Origin of the sequence: Nitrosospira sp. Nsp14 (assembly GCF_900113575.1) — a bacterium.
Taxonomy (GTDB): domain Bacteria; phylum Pseudomonadota; class Gammaproteobacteria; order Burkholderiales; family Nitrosomonadaceae; genus Nitrosospira.
In genome coordinates this window covers 102,396-119,487 of sequence record NZ_FOPV01000004.1, presented here as the reverse complement: position 1 = coordinate 119,487, position 17,092 = coordinate 102,396, and the positions used below count along the sequence as shown (strand labels likewise).

General features: G+C 52.2%; 16 protein-coding genes. 12 read left to right on the top strand and 4 right to left on the bottom strand.

Annotated elements, in window-relative coordinates; genetic code table 11:
* Positions 1–10: 10 nt before the first annotated feature.
* From BM022_RS03975 to BM022_RS03935, 9 genes are all read left to right on the top strand, one after another.
* A complete protein-coding gene (locus BM022_RS03975; protein ID WP_091137067.1) occupies positions 11–400 on the top strand; it encodes a F0F1 ATP synthase subunit epsilon in 390 nt (129 codons plus the stop codon).
* The gene (locus BM022_RS03970) at positions 393–761 is read left to right on the top strand and encodes an AtpZ/AtpI family protein (protein ID WP_091137065.1); all 369 of its coding nucleotides are present in this window, start codon (positions 393–395) and stop codon (positions 759–761) included. Before BM022_RS03975 ends, BM022_RS03970 begins: the two co-directional genes overlap by 8 nt.
* Positions 754–1,104 (top strand): ATP synthase subunit I, encoded by a 351-nt coding sequence (locus BM022_RS03965; RefSeq protein WP_091137063.1) that lies wholly within the window; start codon positions 754–756, stop codon positions 1,102–1,104. The genes BM022_RS03970 and BM022_RS03965 overlap by 8 nt, the downstream gene beginning before the upstream one ends.
* Positions 1,094–1,762, top strand: a complete 669-nt coding sequence (locus BM022_RS03960) for a F0F1 ATP synthase subunit A (protein ID WP_091137062.1) — start codon at positions 1,094–1,096, stop codon at positions 1,760–1,762. The genes BM022_RS03965 and BM022_RS03960 overlap by 11 nt, the downstream gene beginning before the upstream one ends.
* Positions 1,763–1,901: 139 nt before the next feature.
* Entirely contained in the window at positions 1,902–2,183 is a 282-nt protein-coding gene (locus BM022_RS03955; protein ID WP_091137060.1) for a F0F1 ATP synthase subunit C, read from the top strand.
* A 3-nt stretch (positions 2,184–2,186) separates the two neighbouring features.
* A complete protein-coding gene (locus tag BM022_RS03950; protein ID WP_091137058.1) occupies positions 2,187–2,972 on the top strand; it encodes a F0F1 ATP synthase subunit delta in 786 nt (261 codons plus the stop codon).
* 19 nt (positions 2,973–2,991) lie between these two features.
* A complete protein-coding gene (locus BM022_RS03945; protein ID WP_091137215.1) occupies positions 2,992–4,590 on the top strand; it encodes an alternate F1F0 ATPase, F1 subunit alpha in 1,599 nt (532 codons plus the stop codon).
* A complete protein-coding gene (locus tag BM022_RS03940; protein WP_256208902.1) occupies positions 4,590–5,570 on the top strand; it encodes a rhamnan synthesis F family protein in 981 nt (326 codons plus the stop codon). Before BM022_RS03945 ends, BM022_RS03940 begins: the two co-directional genes overlap by 1 nt.
* A gap of 329 nt (positions 5,571–5,899) precedes the next feature.
* Positions 5,900–6,667, top strand: a complete 768-nt coding sequence (locus BM022_RS03935) for an FkbM family methyltransferase (RefSeq protein ID WP_091137056.1) — start codon at positions 5,900–5,902, stop codon at positions 6,665–6,667.
* 237 nt (positions 6,668–6,904) lie between these two features.
* Here the strand turns inward: BM022_RS03935 and BM022_RS03930 are convergent, their stop codons facing one another.
* Positions 6,905–7,642 (bottom strand): glutathione S-transferase family protein, encoded by a 738-nt coding sequence (locus BM022_RS03930; RefSeq protein WP_091137054.1) that lies wholly within the window; start codon positions 7,640–7,642, stop codon positions 6,905–6,907.
* Positions 7,643–8,018: 376 nt separating this feature from the next.
* Positions 8,019–9,683, bottom strand: coding sequence for a glutamate--cysteine ligase (gshA, locus tag BM022_RS03925; protein WP_091137053.1), 1,665 nt, complete (start codon positions 9,681–9,683; stop codon positions 8,019–8,021).
* Positions 9,684–10,187: 504 nt separating this feature from the next.
* Between gshA and BM022_RS03920 the strand changes: the two genes are divergently transcribed.
* Positions 10,188–10,604: a winged helix-turn-helix transcriptional regulator gene (locus BM022_RS03920; protein WP_091137051.1), complete on the top strand. Its 417-nt coding sequence runs from the start codon at positions 10,188–10,190 to the stop codon at positions 10,602–10,604.
* Positions 10,605–10,659: 55 nt separating this feature from the next.
* Here the strand turns inward: BM022_RS03920 and BM022_RS03915 are convergent, their stop codons facing one another.
* On the bottom strand, positions 10,660–12,414 hold the full coding sequence (locus BM022_RS03915; protein ID WP_091137049.1) for an ABC transporter ATP-binding protein: 1,755 nt from the start codon (positions 12,412–12,414) through the stop codon (positions 10,660–10,662).
* A 443-nt stretch (positions 12,415–12,857) separates the two neighbouring features.
* Positions 12,858–13,190 (bottom strand): hypothetical protein, encoded by a 333-nt coding sequence (locus BM022_RS03910; protein ID WP_256208901.1) that lies wholly within the window; start codon positions 13,188–13,190, stop codon positions 12,858–12,860.
* Positions 13,191–13,387: 197 nt separating this feature from the next.
* Between BM022_RS03910 and BM022_RS03905 the strand changes: the two genes are divergently transcribed.
* Together BM022_RS03905 and ligD are read left to right on the top strand one after the other, a co-directional pair.
* Positions 13,388–14,305 (top strand): non-homologous end joining protein Ku, encoded by a 918-nt coding sequence (locus BM022_RS03905; protein WP_091137048.1) that lies wholly within the window; start codon positions 13,388–13,390, stop codon positions 14,303–14,305.
* 176 nt (positions 14,306–14,481) lie between these two features.
* Positions 14,482–17,022, top strand: a complete 2,541-nt coding sequence (gene ligD, locus BM022_RS03900; protein WP_091137046.1) for a DNA ligase D — start codon at positions 14,482–14,484, stop codon at positions 17,020–17,022.
* The last annotated feature ends 70 nt before the right edge of the window (positions 17,023–17,092 follow it).

Below are 17,092 nucleotides of genomic sequence, written 5' to 3'. Positions count from 1 at the left end.
TTGGAGCGCGATGAATTTAAAGATACTTTTACCTTTTCGAGTGTTCATCGAAAAGACCGACGTCGCGCGTATCATTGCCGAGACCGACGCCGGATCGCTTGGTATCCTGCCGCGGCGGTTGGACTTCGTTACCACGCTGAAGCCCGGAATCATGACGTTCCAGGCCAAAGGCGAGAATGAAACGTACGTTGCGGTCGATGAGGGAGTTCTCGTAAAGACGGGTGCGGAAGTGCTCGTGTCGGTGCGGAACGCGATAGGCGGAACGGAGCTGGATACACTCAGGGACGCGGTCAGAGATGAGTTTTTGGGTCTGCACATACACGAGCAGAGTATGCGCCGCGTGATGGCAACCATGGAAAGCGGCTTTATTCGGCGTCTCGCGGAATTCTATCGTGAGTGATCCATCAGGGAAAAAACCGGTGGACGACGAGCCGGAGTTGAGTCGGGTGGTCGGTATTAGCGCTGCGCGCAAGTTGAAGGCACAGCGGGAGAAGTCTGAGGCGGCGCGAATAGTCTGGTCAGGACTAGGCATGATGGGGCTGATTGGATGGTCGGTGGCGATTCCGACACTGCTTGGCGCGGGGCTGGGCGTTTGGTTGGACCGCCGCTACCCGATGAGCCATTCCTGGACACTTACGCTGCTATTTTTGGGTCTCATCGTTGGCTGTTTTAATGCTTGGTATTGGATTGCCAGAGAAGGCGGCGAGACGCACAAACAACAGGACAATGGGGTGGGTGATGGAGGTGATAGGGATGGGTGAAGTCACTGGCATTGCCTTGGCTGTAGTGAGCGGCATGGTGCTGGGCACAATTTTTTTCGGTGGTCTGTGGTGGACCGTAATTTATGCAACCAACGCCTGTCGGCCAGGCCGCTGGTTCGTTTGCAGCTTGCTGCTGCGTACAGGCATCGTAATTATTGGTTTTTATTTGCTGTTGGACCTCTCTGGTGCGAGCTGGGCAACGCTGCTTGCGGGGCTCGCTGGGTTCGGCCTTGCGCGGATCGCGGCGACGCGGCTATCGTCCCTTCTTCAGGTGGCTGGAGGGTCGGAAGACCTAAAACGGGAAGGAAATTATCAGGGACGGAAACCGAGCCATGCACCTTAGCCCTGACGACATTATTTTCTGGGATTATGGTTTCCTGAAACTCAACGCTACCATTGTATATACATGGATGCTGATGTTAGTACTAGCCGGCGGTTCAAAAATGGTCACACGCAAACTTTCAGTGGCCATGAAACGTTCCCGTTGGCAGAACTTCCTGGAAATCGTTGTTCTCGTTATCAACAAGCAGATCGAGGAAGCAGGTTTGCGCCGCGCGCACGTATATCTTGGTTTTCTTGGCACTCTGTTTCTGTTTGTAGCCGCTGCCAGCCTGTTCACAATCATCCCTGGCTATGAGGCGCCCACAGGCTCGCTCTCGACCACCACGGCTCTTGCGATTTGCGTGTTCATCGCCGTGCCTATGTATGGCATCAAAGAGCGGGGGATAAGCCTCTATCTGCGATCCTATCTCAAACCGACGCCCCTCATGCTTCCTTTCAATATTATGGGCGAGCTGTCGCGCACACTTGCTCTGGCTGTCCGCCTGTTCGGCAATATGATGAGCGGAACAATGATACTTGCAATTCTTCTGAGCATTTCGCCGTTTATTTTTCCGGTCATTATGAGTGCGCTCGGTTTATTGACCGGTATGGTTCAGGCTTATATCTTCAGTATTCTCGCCACGGTTTACATCGCTGCCGCTACCAAACGCGAGGGTTGAATCCGGTCGGCCTGGAGCTGTAAAAAATAGAGGTTCACATAACAGCTGCAGGTAGTGACTTCAGGACCGGTGATCGATGAAGCTGCGGCAGTCGTAAGAGCTGAACAGACGGATAGAACAAAACAATGAAGGAGAGATTATGGACAGTGTGAGTCTGATTGCTATCGTATCAATCATTACGGCTGGTTTGACGATCAGTGTTGGGGTGATCGCGCCGGCACTGGGCGAAGGAAAGGCGGTTGCCACGGCGTTGGCATCCCTGGCGCAGCAACCGGATGCCTCTGCAACCATTACGCGGACATTGTTTGTCGGTCTGGCGATCATCGAGTCAATGGCAATATACTGTTTCGTGGTTTCCATGATTCTGATTTTCGCCAATCCATTCTGGAACCATGTCATTTCAGAGGCCACTGGGAAGTAACCGGTGCTGATTGACTGGTTCACGGTGGTTGCGCAAACGGTTAACTTTCTTGTTCTGGTCTGGCTCCTGAAGCGTTTCTTTTACCGACCTATTCTTAATGCGATTGACGCGCGGGAACGACGAATAGCGGCGGAGCTCGCCGAGGCCGATGCAAAAAAAATGGCGGGTGACAAGGAACGGGACGAGTTTCAGCGTAAGACGCATGAACTCGAGCAACAGTGTGCCGCGATTTTGAGTAAAGCGTTGGAAGAGGCTCAAGCCGAACGCCAGCGGCTGATCGACGCGGCGCACGAAGATGCAGCGAGGTGGCGCAGCAAATGGGAGGAAACATGGAACAGGGAGTATCAGGCTCTGAGTGATACGCTTACGCGGAAAACATGCGCAGAGATACTTGCCACCGCCCGTAAGGTTTTATCCGATCTCGGGAGCACGGCACTTGAAGCGCATATTGTGGATGTGTTTATCCGGCGCCTGAGGGAGTCGGACGCTGACCTCCGGCTTCAGGTAGCCTCGACGCCCATGGATTGGACGATCCGAAGCGCATTTGATTTGTCGCTGGAGCAAAAAAAAAACATCGAGCAGGCGCTTGGAGCAAACCTGGGCAGCGATAAACCATTGAGATTTGTGATTGAGCCAAGCCTGATCGCCGGTATTGAACTTGTCGTTAAAGGGCAGAAAATAGCCTGGACTATTGCCGATTATCTCACGTCCCTGGAAAGGGACCTGGAGGTGCTTTTGAAAAACCAGGCTGTGGCTGAACATGAATCCCAACCCAAACCTGAAACGTAACTTGAACGCCGGTGAACCAATGGATGTCGCCAATAAACATCTAGAAGACATCCTCGACAGTGCCTTGGCAAAGTTGGACCGCGCCCGCGCGGCGTGCACGCCGCGGTTAGCCTTGCGTGAATTTGGAATCATCACCAGTATCGCTTCCGGCATAGCGAAAGTGTCCGGTCTTCCAGGGGTCGGGTTCGAGGAGGTGCTGAGATTTGCGGACGGCTCGTACGGTATCGCCTTTAATATCGAAGAGGATGAAATAGGCGTGGTTCTTCTGGATGAGTACGCGCGCCTGCATACCGGGGATGAGGTGGAACGCAGGGGGCATGTGATGGATGTGCCAGTGGGCGAGGCATTGATGGGACGGGTAGTTGACCCGTTGGGCCGCCCCAGGGACGGGAGAGGAGCGGTGGATTCCACTACGCGTCTGCCTATCGAACGTCCCGCGCCGGGTATAATGGATCGCGCCCCGGTGACCGTGCCACTTCAAACCGGTATCAAGGTTATCGATTCCCTCATTCCGATTGGTCGCGGCCAGCGCGAGTTGATCCTTGGAGACCGTCAGACCGGTAAGACCGCGATCGCGCTGGATACGATACTCAACCAGAAAAACGAGGATGTCCTCTGTGTTTATTGCGCGATCGGCCAGCGTACGGCAGGGGTGGCAAAGGTCGTTGCAACCCTGCGTGAAAACGATGCGCTGAAATATACGGTGGTGGTCGTGACAGAGGGTAATGACCCGCCGGGGCTTGCCTATATTGCGCCGTATGCGGCCACCAGCATCGCGGAATATTTCATGGAACAGGGCCGCGATGTCCTGATCGTGTATGATGATCTCACTCATCATGCGCGAGCGTACCGGGAGTTATCGCTGCTCCTGCGCCGCCCGCCGGGCCGCGAAGCTTATCCTGGAGATATCTTTTACATCCACTCGCGATTGCTTGAGCGGGCAACTCATCTGCGCGGCGGGCGAGGTGGCTCGTTGACCGCCCTGCCGATTGTTGAGACAGAGGCGCAGGATATTTCAGCTTACATTCCGACCAATCTGATTTCGATTACGGATGGGCAGATCTACCTTTCTCCATCGCTGTTCGAATTGGGGGTATTACCAGCTGTCGATGTAGGCAAATCTGTTTCCCGGGTGGGTGGCAAGGCGCAGAGAGCTATCTACCGCGCGGCAACGGGTGATCTGAAGCTGGATTATGCGCAATTCGAAGAACTGGAGGCTTTTGCACGGTTTGGCGCGAGACTCAAGGAGGATACGCGTGCGATCATCGAACACGGTCGCCGGATTCGCGCATGCCTCAAGCAACCGGAGTCTGCTCCGGTCTCCGTCCCTGAACAAATCGTTCTGCTGTTCGCGCTTGCCGCTCGACTCCTCGACAATATCCCAGCGGACCGGATGTCCGATGCCGAGCAGGCGGTGAGGAAAGCGGCATTAGATATGCCAACCGGGTTGTGGGCACATATCGGTAGCACAGAAAACTTCGACGATGACGACAGGGAATCGATACTGCGGCATGTACGCGCGGCGCTTGCTGGTTTTAGGCGCGCGACTTTACTGAAAACCGAAAACTCCGATCGAAAGCAGGACCTTCACGATCCTGTTAACATTGGCCGAGACTGATGAAGGTATCCCCGCAAAGACCGGACAAGCTGCCTTCACTCTTGGCCCCAAACTGGCCGATAAAATGGCAACTAAAGGCAATATTCAAGGACCTTCAGTACGTTTACGATCTTGCTTTTCACCTGCTTGCAGGGAGGGCAGGGCAGGCAACACCGGTGATCAGGTTTTATGGAGACGGTTCAATATCCCCGGATTATGATAAACCAGTATGTTTTTTTTGCAGCTACGATCCCGAAAGCATCGTAAGAAAGAACGTGCACCATTATCTCGATGAACTCGCGCATGCAGGATTCAATATCGTATTCATCAGTTCAAGCGACGCTATTCGGGATGCGGACCTTGAAAAATTGTCGCGATGTTGCATAAGGATCATGAACCGGGAGAATAAGGGTTATGATTTTTACGGATGGAAGACGGGTCTGGAAAAATATGCTGAATACAAGTTTCACTCCGGTCTTTTGCTGGCTAATGATAGTGTTCTTGGTCCGCTTTTCTGCATCAGCGACATTATCGAGCGGGTCAACAATTGCAATGCGGATCTGGTTGGGATGACGGAATCATTTCTTTTCCATCCGCATCTTCAATCCTATTTTATTTATTGTAAAAAAAATGTCTTCCTGTCAGAAGAGTTCACCCAGTTTTTCCGCGGGGTCGATACACTCGAACTCAAGATTGCCATCATCCGAAAATATGAGGTGGGTTTTTCGCGCCTTCTTGGACGCCGATTTCGTTTGTCGGCGCTTTATGATCTGGAAACGGTGCTGGCGCGGGCTGATTATCATCAACGACCCGTGAATTGGATAGAATCGACCTTCCATTTATGGAAGCCGCTTATTACCGAGTTCAAGTTTCCGTTTTTGAAAAAAAGCGTTTTTACGCGGAGGGGAGTGTCTCTTGAAGAAATTGGCGCGGTGCTCGCGGAGAGCGGTTCTTCTTACGATCTTGATATTCTGAACGATTGGGTTGTTCCACCGGGTTAATGCTCGGTGTATCGCGTGCGCTTCTTGGCCTCCTGGCTCGTACTGAGCAGATCGACTCATTTTGTCATACGATGCAAAGCCGACCGTGGCCTATAAGGCTTGTTCAGACATTCCCTAAATCATTCTGACTGAAACTGCCGCGCGTGTGACCAAAATATGATCGTAATGGCGGAACAGCGCGCGTTCTCCAATCCGATGGTTTTTTAGATATGTGTCTTCTACGGACATCATAAAATATTTAGGCGTTGATAACAAAACCGTATATCCTTCGACATTACCCGCTCATTTTCTCTTTCCCTGCACTCATCAAATCTACTGCTGGCAACTTCATGTCCTCTTTTTTTACCGATATTCTTTCCGGTTTGGCTGTGGCACTTTATGGATTAAAAGGCGGTTATACAAAGATAAATGTTAAAGGCCAGTCGATACGTATCGCCATAGATAACTTCCGGACTCTGCAACGGGCAAAAACGTACTCAATCAAGGAGCCCGATACACTGGACTGGCTTGACAGTTTCGAGCCTGGATCCTGTTTTTTCGATCTCGGCGCGAACATTGGTCAATATTCGCTGTATCCGGCAAAGAAGTACGGGAATGACATCCAGGTATATTCGTTTGAGCCCCAGTGCGCCAATTACTACCTATTGAACAAGAATATATACCTGAACAAGCTCGAGAAAAATATTACTTCATACTGCGTGGCTGTATCTGGCGAAGAGGGATTTTCGAAACTGTATATCCCCAAATTTTACGGAGGGGGAAACCGTTCTCAGTTCGGAAAGGAAGATCTAAAAAATATGAAAGTGGCCGCGACTCATATTCAGGGGATTTTTGGCGTAACCCTTGATGACTTATGCGCGAAATGGGGATTTCCCTATCCCAACTATATGAAGATTGATGTAGACGGCATAGAAATCCCTATTATCAAGGGGGCGGAGAACGTGCTGAAAAACCCAGCTCTCAAATCAGTCATCGTCGAGTTGGGCACGCCCGAGGAGCAGGAGGAAGCTGTAAGCCTGATGAAACAAGCGGGCTTGAAAGTAAAATTCAAGACGACCAGAAACTGGGGCGAAACGTGTTTCATATCCGCAAAATAGGGAAGGAGCCGCTGACGCCAAACCGGCCCAGAAACACGATATGGCTTTGAGAGCACGGTACGGTAAAACGTGGCTGACGTCGTTACCGTCATGCCGTTGCGTCCAGGTTCGTACCCGCCCCAAGGCGCAATCGTCGTTTTGAATCGCCACGAGGCTGATCGGCAACTGGCCCATAAACCCTTTATGCACGGCTGGCACGGCTGGCACAGCGGTTCTTCACATGCCGCCGTATAAAATCTACTTTGGGGTATATTCAGCCGCCTTGCCAGACGGCTGCAAGTCCGCATAGTATTCCAGTTTTATTCTATTGACATAATTTCGCAAATTGGCCTTCGACAGGGCATGTTCCTTGAGCGGGGATTCGATCGGGCAACCCAGAGTATTGATCAGAAACCCGAAGGCACTGGCATCGAGACCGGTTGGTTTATCGCCCATGAAATAGCTTTTGTCGCCGAGATACGCGGACAATGCATCAATGTCCTGCATACCGAGTTCAAAGATCTCTTCGGGGCTATGTCGCCCCGTGCCATGCCCCAAAATCTGCCTCTGGATTCTACGGCGATAAAAGATGGCGGCAAAATCGCGAACGATCGGTGGCAGCACGCTGAAAATCGCTTTTTTATTTACTTGCCAATTCGCGTCTGTATATTGCCACCTCGAATACATTGTGGCCCAGAACAGATGCTCCTCAAGCAGGCGTTGCATAGCGAGCGAGTGCGCTAACTCTGTCGGGCTCAACTCTTGGTCGAGATCGTGGTACTTGGTTTTGAGGTGCCGTATGATGAAGCGCGAGTCGGCCAGTTTGAAATCTCCATCCTCAATATAAGGCAGCTTTCCCTTTGGCGCAAACAACGGAAGCGTGGGTCTTACCGTATATTTGATGTCCGCCATCCTCAGGTATGTTTCTGTCTTGCAGCAGAAATGACTGAGATTCGGAATACCCCAAGTACGTTCCAGTTGATACAGTATGAGCACTAAGGCCTCCCCTAGATTATTTAGTCTTAATTTGCTTGCAATTAACAAGCGACTAAGTTTAATCTATTAGATTGCAAATTGACAGTTACAGCTCTGTAATGCACGTAATTTGTTTCGCAAGCTTGTCAACGGATAGTGAGTCAATCACACCTCGCGCGGTTCGGTGTCGCGAGCACTGATCCAATCCACCTCGGAGTTCACATCCGTTTTTCCACATTTATAGGTTGCCCTTCCGGTTTGACGAGAAAACATATTGCAAGAATCCGGCGTTCGAAGTAGGGGGATATGCTTTTATCGTGGCAAAGCCGAGTCGTTTTAAGTCTTGGCGAGAGCCAATCATTGAGGATCAAGACAAGTTCAGTTGGCTTACGATTTATCATCGAGTGATGCCGGCCGCAGCCGCGGTTACCGAACCCTGCGCATCTTGCGATTTATTTGGCGCTATGTCCCCAGCTTTGGCGTCGCCGGAAAAGTAGTTTTGAAGGAACTGATCGAAAGGTATTTGCGGAGCGTTATTCAATCGCTCCAGTATCTCCAGCGAGTTCTGGACCTTTAAATCAAAATCTCTTTTTACCAATGTATCTAACGGGGCCTTCTGGAAATAAGCGGTATGCTCACGGGATTTTTGCAATGCCAGGTCTGTAACCGACAGTTTCTGGTCTCGCATCGTTGCGAGCATCCGGGCCGAAGAAGTCAACTCCGGGTGACGGATAACTTCGATCTGCTTAAGCAATGCCTTGGCATAAGGTTTCTCTTCATCGCCTTCGTCCAGCGCTTCGCATATTTCCTGCATTTGCTCACCGAGTTTTAATGCCCAGTCCCGCAGAGGAATTTCCTTTCCTTCATCGACCAATTTCAACGCCGGATCTCGTCCGCTGTTGGCTACAGCGAGTGCATTAAAATTGATTTCCTCATGTTGTTTCCTGTCGTGCCCGGGACTTCCCTGAAATAAACAGAGCAGGCTAAGCGCTTCAAGAACCCGCGTGGTTTGAAGTGAAATCCCGATCGGCTCGAAAATATCGATATCTAGGGATCGTATTTCAATATATTGAATGCCCCTGCTCCTCAATGCCCGCAGCGGACGTTCATTTGGCATGGTCGGTTGTTTTGGGCGGACTGAGGTGTAGTATTCGTTCTCGATCTGGAGGAGATTGGTATTCAGTTGGCGGTATTGGCTGCCGACTCTGGTGCCGATTTTTTCATAATCGGGATAGGGCATGGATGTGGCCCTGCTCAGGTCGCGTACGTACTCATCAAGACTGTTGAAGGAAACATGAAACGATGCCTGAACGGGATTTACGTACCCGATCTCGCTCATCCTTAAGGATGTCGCAAAGGGCTTATAATAGGACGTCTGGTCAAATTTCACCAACGCGTTCGAATAAGAAGAGTTACGGCTATCCACAAAGCTTTTGCTGACAGCCGGGGACGAGCCGAATAAGTAGTGAATGAGCCATCCATACCTTTGCAGGTTTCTGATCATCCCCATATACGCGTGAGTCCTGAAGGATTGCAGATCGTCCGCCTGTTTCATGAAGTGCTGGTATTCGGGCCAGAAGGACTCGGGAAGCGAGTAGTTAAAATGGATGCCCGCGATGACTTGCATACAGCGGCCGTAACGATAGCTCAAGCCCTGCCGGTATATATGCTTCATCTTCCCTATATTGGATGAGCCATAGCTGGCGATAGGAATTGCCGAGTTTTGCAGATCCCCGATTGGCATACTTGCCGCTAGCAGCAGTTCGTTGTTAATGTTGGCACAGGCGTATTTATGCAAGTTCGTCAGAAAACCCAACATTTCACCCCCATCTGATAATGCTGGTGTGATCATTTCAAGCAAAGCTTCGGAATAGTCGGTGGTGATATTCGGATGCGTCAAGGCAGCCCCTAGCTGCACAGGGTGGGGAGTTGGCGATATGGTTCCCTCCCGAGTAATGCGAAGGCCTTCTTTTTCGCAGCCTTTTAAACCATGCCGTAACAAAGGCTGGAGTGATTTGCTGATGCGAGCTCGATTCCGGTCGCAAGGTAATTTGTTCGACATTTTTACCCCCTATCCACTGGCAGTCGGTAACGCTTTAGAGAAAAACAACCATTTGATCCGGATCCTGCAAACGTCGTTCCCCCATCCTGTCGACCAGAAGGAGTCTTATAAAGTTTGTGCCCATACATCCCGAATCAGTAAGGTTTTACACCAAATACCCATCATCTGCCTGGCAGATCGTCCTGGAACGAAACCTGTTCCAAACGCCTGCAATAATACTTGCAATAAGCAAGTTGGAAAAAGCTTAACCCAGCAAGTTGCAAAATGCAACCGAAACTGTCGTTTATGATCAACAAGCCTTTTCATTCGTTACTCGCCATTCAATGATTTTCTAAAAAAAGAAGGGGGGTGTGCCCTCCTCGCAGCCGACGTAAAAGATTCGATCGTTCGCAGGAATCACGGATTCGGAGCTCGAGGGGGAGCGGAGTCCGTCCGATCGCGGTTATTAAAATGAGGCCGGGATAGCGGGTTGCAAAATGCAACCATATTCATTAAACTATTCCAATGCTTGCACAGACCTTGTCCCACCGCTCCTCGTGTCCCGTCAGTTGCGCGCTCGATATATTAGGCGACAAGTGGACCTTGCTCGTCCTGCGGGACATTCTTTTAAAACGCAAGCGGTATTTTCGGGAATTCCTGACGTCGCCGGAGAAAATCGCCTCCAATATACTTGCCGACCGGTTGAAAAAACTGGAGGCGGCAGGCATGATTTTACGGCGTTATGACCCAAATAATGGCTGCAAGATAGCCTATACTGTTACGGAAAAAGGGACAGATCTGATCCCCGTGATTCTTGAGCTGTTGCGCTGGGGCGCGAAACATGAGGTGGTCAACAACGGGCACGATCAGTTGATTAAACAGTTTGAACGGAATCCCGAAGAAGTAATCGCTGAAATACGCTTGTCGCTGGGTATGGGGTAGGCGGGTGGTTGCGGTAGATTCAGCGAACTGCCCGGGGCTTGTAGCCACCGCCAGTTTAACGGAAACCTGAAGTCGCCTCCACTCGGGATAGGGGCAGAGTGGCTGAAGCCTGTTCGGTTTCTGCAGAGGGTTGCCACCGCTCTGCTTTTCCTTTTGACAAGGTATATATATTATCAGCTGCGTTTATTAATGCGGGCTGATGGGATACGGCCACAATGGTGAGGTTTTGCGCCAGATTCCGGAGCGTTTCACAAAACAGACGTTCGGTTTCTGGATCAAGGGCGCTCGTCGGTTCGTCGAGCAGCAGAAAAAGTGGCTGATGGGCCAGTGCGCGGGCAATGGCTATACGTTGCCGCTGCCCCCCGGATAGCAATCCTCCCCTTTCTCCGACAACAGTATGCACCCCATCAGGGAGTGCACTCACGAAATCCCACGCGCCAGCTTGGCGCAGCGCGCGCTCCGCGTCGGCGTCCACCAGATCAGGCGCACCCACCAGGATGTTGTTGAGAATCGTATCGTGAAGCAGGACATTTTCCTGCGCCACATAGCCGATCATGCGTCGCCAGTCGCGCGGATTGATCTCGCGAAGAGGCACGCCATCGATGAGGATTTCTCCTGACTTGGGTTCAGCCAGACTGCATAGGAGGTCCAGCATCGTGCTTTTCCCGACGCCGGATGGTCCCGCAATTGTAGTAAATGAATGGACTGCAATCTCGAGGTTGAGATCCTGGAATATGGGCCGCGTGCCGTAATCGAAATAGATGTGCCGCAAGCTGATTCCCTTCTGGAAAGTGGGCTGGCGCGTTCCCGTGGTTCGCTCTGCGGCGGCACGCGCCTCGTCGATCGCGGTACGCAGCGACCAGTAGGCGCTTTCCTGGGCCATAAGATTCTGGTATTTCCGCTGGGTTTTATTGAGAAGACTCAGCAGCCGGGTGAGGAGGAAGACCATTACCATCACCGCCGGCAACGAAAGCTCCCACATCACCAGAGCGAGATACAGGCCGGTTGCCATGAGCGTGGCAAGAATAGGTTCCTGCAAAGCCATCAATGCTTCCCGCGCCATGATCTCACGTCGCGTGGCTTTTTCAATCTGCCTGGTCTGGTCCCGCAGGATTGCCTCCGCAACATTATCCCGCGCCATCGCTTTAAGCGATTTTACCGAACCGAGTACATCGGAGAGATACGTCAGCAAATGGCGCAGAAGGTGAGTCTGCTTGGTACCTGCCCTGCGGGTGGCGCGTATCAGCTCGTTTAACAGCCTCAGCATCACGATACCGACGAGGAAGGAGGTGAGCGTGGCCTGCCATGAAACGAACATGGCAACGGTCCCATATACGACCACCTGTACCGCCAGCGCAAGCACGGTAACGCTATGTTCAAAACCGTTGGCAGCTCGGTATGCCTCGGTTGCAACTGAATTTGCCAGCGAACCCATGGGTTGCCGCAGGTAATATTGCCACCGGCTTGCGAGCAGCGCATCGATTAGTTCGAGACGGAGGGCGGTTGCTACATGGGCAACGGTATAACCAACCTGCCTATTGGCAACCAGCAGGATGAGACTCTTGATTATCATGCCGCCGACAATGATCGACAGCATGATGCCGATTGTCGGGACGATGCCTATGCTGTTCAGCGCTTCCACGACGCGCTTTCCGATATCCGAATTCGCCGTATCCCCTACCGCAATTGAAAGCAGCGGGAGCAACGCGGTCAGGCTGAGTCCTTCAGCAATACCCGCCGCCAGCAGAGCAACCAGCACGTAGGCCGTCCGCCGGGGAAAAAGCATGCAATAGGTAAAGAGGGTCCGCATGGCCTAGGTCAGCACAGAATCGATAATCATATCCTAAAATTGCTGGTGAGGCCGAGTCGCGGATCAGGTCGGCTCAAAACCCGAATAACACGGGTTACCGCAAGCTTTAACTTCGCCCGCCCCATTTTGGTTTTGGTTAAAAATTAATGATGCGCGTTAGTGTGCGCCGCGACGCAATTCTCTAGCTGGGGCGGTTGAATTGAAGTGGACAGATGCTCCACCCAGCCAGAAGTGGCAGGCGTTTATGGCTGAGGCTGGCGCTATCACGCAATGAGGACTGTTTATCGGAATGCGGTCGATTCAAGACATTATACCACTTTAAAGTGGTTTTAAATTGGCACTCCTTGCCCACAATACCACCCGTCGTGTTGCGGCAAATCGAGCGCTTATAGCTGAAGGAGGTTGAGGGTTATGAAAACGTACAGTTAAACGTACAGTTAATTTTAATCTGTTTTTCGAACACCGTGAATATTGAGCGTGGCCAGGGCGAACTGGAGACCAATCACAGCGAATGCCTGAACATGCCATCCCCATGCCACCCATAAGGCATTGCTGAACAGGGAACAGACGAATCCAGCATGCCGCTTGCGCTTGGATTGATAAGTCAGCAGCCAGACTGCGAGTACGTTGATGATCATTGCCGGCCACTGCAGTAGGGAAAAATAATCCATATTCTCGGTCTCTCCTGATGATAGGCGCGGTATTGATTTCACCAATGCCTCAACAACCGGTAACGCTACCATTACCGCGCCAACAAACCCCATCCTCTCATTCATCCGCAGAGCTTTCCGTACGAAAGAACACACAAGCGAACATACAAGCGGAACTCACAAGCGGCGTGGGCATTCGTGCGTCATCGCACATACAACCGGACGGGCAGGGTGCAAAATGGTTCACGCCCTTGTTGTCATTTCTATTTCTATTTCTTATGAACGCTTCCCATCGTGAATGTATTTTTGTGAAGTAAAACGTGATGGCCACTTCTACCGCTAGCAGCCGTGCATTATGGAAGGGCGCGATCAGTTTTGGATTGGTGCACATCCCCGTAGCCCTGCATTCCGCGACCTCTGAACAGGGGTTGGATTTCGATTGGCTCGACAAGCGCACGATGGACCCGGTTGGCTACAAGAGAGTCAATAAAAAAACTGGGAAGGAGATCGAACGGGAAAATATTGTGAAGGGAATAGAGTATGAGGATGGACATTACGTCATTCTCAGCGAGAAAGAGATCGCTGCTGCCTATCCAAAAACGACCCAAACCATCGAGATCGAAATGTTTGTTCCGGCGACCGATATCCCTTTCGTTTATCTGGAGCGCCCGTACTACATCGTGCCGATCAATAAAGGCGCGAAGGTCTACGCACTGCTCCGCGAAGCGCTTTTGAAGACGCGCCGCGTGGGAATAGCGCGAGTGGTTATCCAAACCAAACAGCATCTGGCGGCGCTAGTGCCGTCCGGGCCGGCGCTGGTGCTTAACCTGCTGAGATGGGGCGACGAAATTCGCAGCTGGGAAAATTTGAGCTTTCCACCCGAGGGAGCGGAGGAGGCCGGCATCAACGAAAAAGAATTGAAAATGGCGGAGCAACTGGTAATGGATATGAGCGGAAAATGGCGTCCCGAAGACTTTCGCGATTCATTCAAGACTGAAGTCATGAAACTTGTGCATGAGAAGGTCGAGACCGGCGATATTGAAACCGTGATCCAACCGGAAGAGTCCGAAGGGCGGGGGAGCGGCGCACAAATTCTCGATCTTACCGAGTTGCTCCAGCGCAGCCTGAAGAAAGGAGGGGGCAAGGAAGAGCGCGAAAAGCCACTTGGCCGAAAATCCGCGAAGACCGGCCCCGATCGTGCGGAGGCCGCAGCCAAGGGCGCGCATAAGCGTCGGGCTTAATAAAAGCATTCGTAGCCCCGGGTTTACCGCGGTTGGGGTAAACGGGCAATATTCGCGTCTCACCTCCCAATTACCATAACACGCGGTTCCGCGCCTCGCCAGTTTCCGGGGGCGGGCAGTAAGCGCCGCATTTTCAACGCGTGCCCAAGGAGGAAATTGTCCGAGGATTGCTAAACATGTCAAAGCCCGATTCATTAAAAACGTACCGGGCAAAGCGTAATTTTTCTATTACGTCCGAGCCCTCTGGTGCTGAGCCCATCATCAGCCGGGACAAGAACGTCTTGTCATTCGTCATACAGAAGCATTGGGCGACCCGGCTGCATTACGACTTTAGGCTGGAGCTCGACGGCGCGATGAAAAGCTGGGCTGTTCCAAAAGGTCCGAGCTTTGATCCCGAGGACAAACGCATGGCCGTCCATGTGGAAGACCATCCCATATCTTACAACAGCTTTGAAGGGGAAATTCCACCCGGTCAGTATGGTGCTGGCACGGTCATTATTTGGGATAAGGGTACATGGCTTCCTCTTGAAGATCCGCGCCGCGGATATCGGGATGGCAAGCTGAAATTCGAGCTGCGTGGCCACAAGCTGAAAGGCCACTGGGCACTGGTCCGTATGCGCAAAAAACAGGAAGAGAAGCAGGAAGCCTGGCTGCTTATCAAGGAAAAAGACGAGTACGTGCGTCCGTCCAGCGACTTCAGCGTGGTGGATGAAATGCCGGAGAGCGTCGCGACTCTTCCGTCGCCGGAGGAGCGGACAGCTGCCGTGCCCGGCATAAGGAGCCGGGGCCGCGGCCCCGGAAAATCCCCAGGGTTACCTGAAGGCGCGGTTAAAGCCAGGCTTCCGGCCACCCTGCAGCCTCAACTGGCCACACTGGTGGACGGACCACCGAATGATCCATCAGGATGGGTTTACGAAATCAAGCTGGACGGGTATCGAATGTTGGCGCGGATAGAGGACGGCGCGGTCCGGCTTTTCACGCGCAATGGAAATGACTGGTCGCATAAGTTGCCCAATCTTGTTAAGGCAATGAAGAACATGGGTTTAAAGCCGGGATGGCTAGATGGCGAAATTGTAGTATTGAATGAAAAAGGCTTGCCGGATTTCCAGGCTTTGCAAAACGCGTTTGATAGCGCGAGAACGCAGAACATCGTCTATTATCTTTTTGACGCACCGTTCTACGATGGATACGATTTGCGACACGTCCCGTTGATCGAACGCAGAAAGTTGCTGTATTCGCTGCTAAAATCTTCTTCCCCACGCCAGATACGCTTCAGCGAAGTATTCGACGTGCCGGCCGACGACTTAATCGCCTCTGCCTGCCGCCTCGGGCTGGAGGGCGTGATTGGCAAGCGCAAAACTTCGGCTTATGTATCGCGCCGCTCTTCCGATTGGATAAAACTGAAGTGCTCACAACGGCAGGAATTTATCATTGGCGGTTACACTGACCCCAAGGGTTCCCGAACGGGTATCGGCTCGCTGCTGCTTGGCTTTTATGACGAAGACAAAACCCTTCAGTATGCGGGAAACGTGGGTACTGGCTTCACTGAGAAATCGCTGAATAATCTCAAGACCAGACTGGACGCCGTGGGCACCAGCCACTGCCCCTTCGTGAACGCGGCCGGCATTGATAAAAAAGCGCATTGGGTTTCGCCGGAACTGGTTGCTGAAGTTTCCTTTGGAGAATGGACACGGGATGGCCACATTCGCCACTCGGTTTTTCGAGGACTCCGATCAGACAAGAAACCGGAAGCCATTATCAAGGAGAAGCCCATGCATGCCTCCGACGCAAAACCGGCGCAAGTGACCTCAAGGCTGTCCTCATTGAAGGTAACGAACCCGGAGCGTGTAATCGACCCCTCGACACATTTAACCAAGATCGACCTCATACGCTACTACTCTTTGGTTGCGCCGTTGATGCTGGAGCATCTAAAAGGACGACCGGTCTCTCTCGTGCGTGCTCCGGAAGGAATTTCCGGGCAACTGTTTTTTCAGAAGCACTGGGAAAAGGAAAACATGCAAGGTGTAGACCAGCTTGATCCCGCCCTGGATCCGGAGCATCCCCCATTGCTTGAAATAGCGACTGCGAATGGCTTGCTGGCTGCGGCGCAGATGAATGTCATTGAGTTTCACACTTGGAACGCAAAAAAAGACGCTATCGACAAGCCAGACAGAATGACATTTGATCTAGATCCGGGAGATGGAGTGCAATGGGGCCTGATTCAGGAATCCGCGCAACTTGTCTCCATCTTCCTCAACGAACTCGGGCTAAAGTCCTTTTTGAAAACCAGCGGTGGTAAAGGCTTGCACGTCGTTGTGCCGATCAAGCGGTTACGTGACTGGGATACGGTAAAGGGTTTTTCCCAGGCGGTCGTTCAGCATCTCGCGTCAACCATACCTGGGCGGTTCGTCGCGAAAAGCGGCGCCCGGAACCGCGTGGGAAAAATTTTCATCGATTATCTGCGCAACGGTTTTGGCGCTACCACTGTAGCCGCCTGGTCAGTGCGCGCCCGGCCGGGATTGGGCGTGTCCGTGCCGCTGGCGTGGGAAGAGCTCGAGTCGCTAACAAGCGCCGATCGCTGGTCTGTTTCAAACATTCACGAACGGCTGGACAAAGGCAACCTCCCATGGGCCGACTACGAGGCGGCAAAGCAATCGATCGTGCCGGCGATGAAAACGTTGGGATTCAAGCCGCCGAAAGAAACCGCAAAGAATTAATTTGTGTATCCCGCAGCTGCTATTTCGATGAACTCCGCGAGGGGTCGGATGGGTGAAGATGCCAGGGCGG

Excerpts from the sequence above, each read along its gene's own strand:
- BM022_RS03975 (WP_091137067.1), top strand. The coding sequence starts at position 11 with ATGAATTTAAAGATACTTTTACCTTTTCGAGTGTTCATCGAAAAGACC.
- BM022_RS03965 (WP_091137063.1), top strand. The coding sequence starts at position 754 with ATGGGTGAAGTCACTGGCATTGCCTTGGCTGTAGTGAGCGGCATGGTG.
- BM022_RS03960 (WP_091137062.1), top strand. The coding sequence starts at position 1,094 with ATGCACCTTAGCCCTGACGACATTATTTTCTGGGATTATGGTTTCCTG.
- BM022_RS03955 (WP_091137060.1), top strand. The coding sequence starts at position 1,902 with ATGGACAGTGTGAGTCTGATTGCTATCGTATCAATCATTACGGCTGGT.
- BM022_RS03945 (WP_091137215.1), top strand. The coding sequence starts at position 2,992 with ATGGATGTCGCCAATAAACATCTAGAAGACATCCTCGACAGTGCCTTG.
- BM022_RS03940 (WP_256208902.1), top strand. The coding sequence starts at position 4,590 with ATGAAGGTATCCCCGCAAAGACCGGACAAGCTGCCTTCACTCTTGGCC.
- BM022_RS03935 (WP_091137056.1), top strand. The coding sequence starts at position 5,900 with ATGTCCTCTTTTTTTACCGATATTCTTTCCGGTTTGGCTGTGGCACTT.
- gshA (WP_091137053.1), bottom strand. The coding sequence starts at position 9,683 with ATGTCGAACAAATTACCTTGCGACCGGAATCGAGCTCGCATCAGCAAA.
- BM022_RS03920 (WP_091137051.1), top strand. The coding sequence starts at position 10,188 with ATGCTTGCACAGACCTTGTCCCACCGCTCCTCGTGTCCCGTCAGTTGC.
- BM022_RS03915 (WP_091137049.1), bottom strand. The coding sequence starts at position 12,414 with ATGCGGACCCTCTTTACCTATTGCATGCTTTTTCCCCGGCGGACGGCC.
- BM022_RS03910 (WP_256208901.1), bottom strand. The coding sequence starts at position 13,190 with ATGAATGAGAGGATGGGGTTTGTTGGCGCGGTAATGGTAGCGTTACCG.
- BM022_RS03905 (WP_091137048.1), top strand. The coding sequence starts at position 13,388 with ATGGCCACTTCTACCGCTAGCAGCCGTGCATTATGGAAGGGCGCGATC.
- ligD (WP_091137046.1), top strand. The coding sequence starts at position 14,482 with ATGTCAAAGCCCGATTCATTAAAAACGTACCGGGCAAAGCGTAATTTT.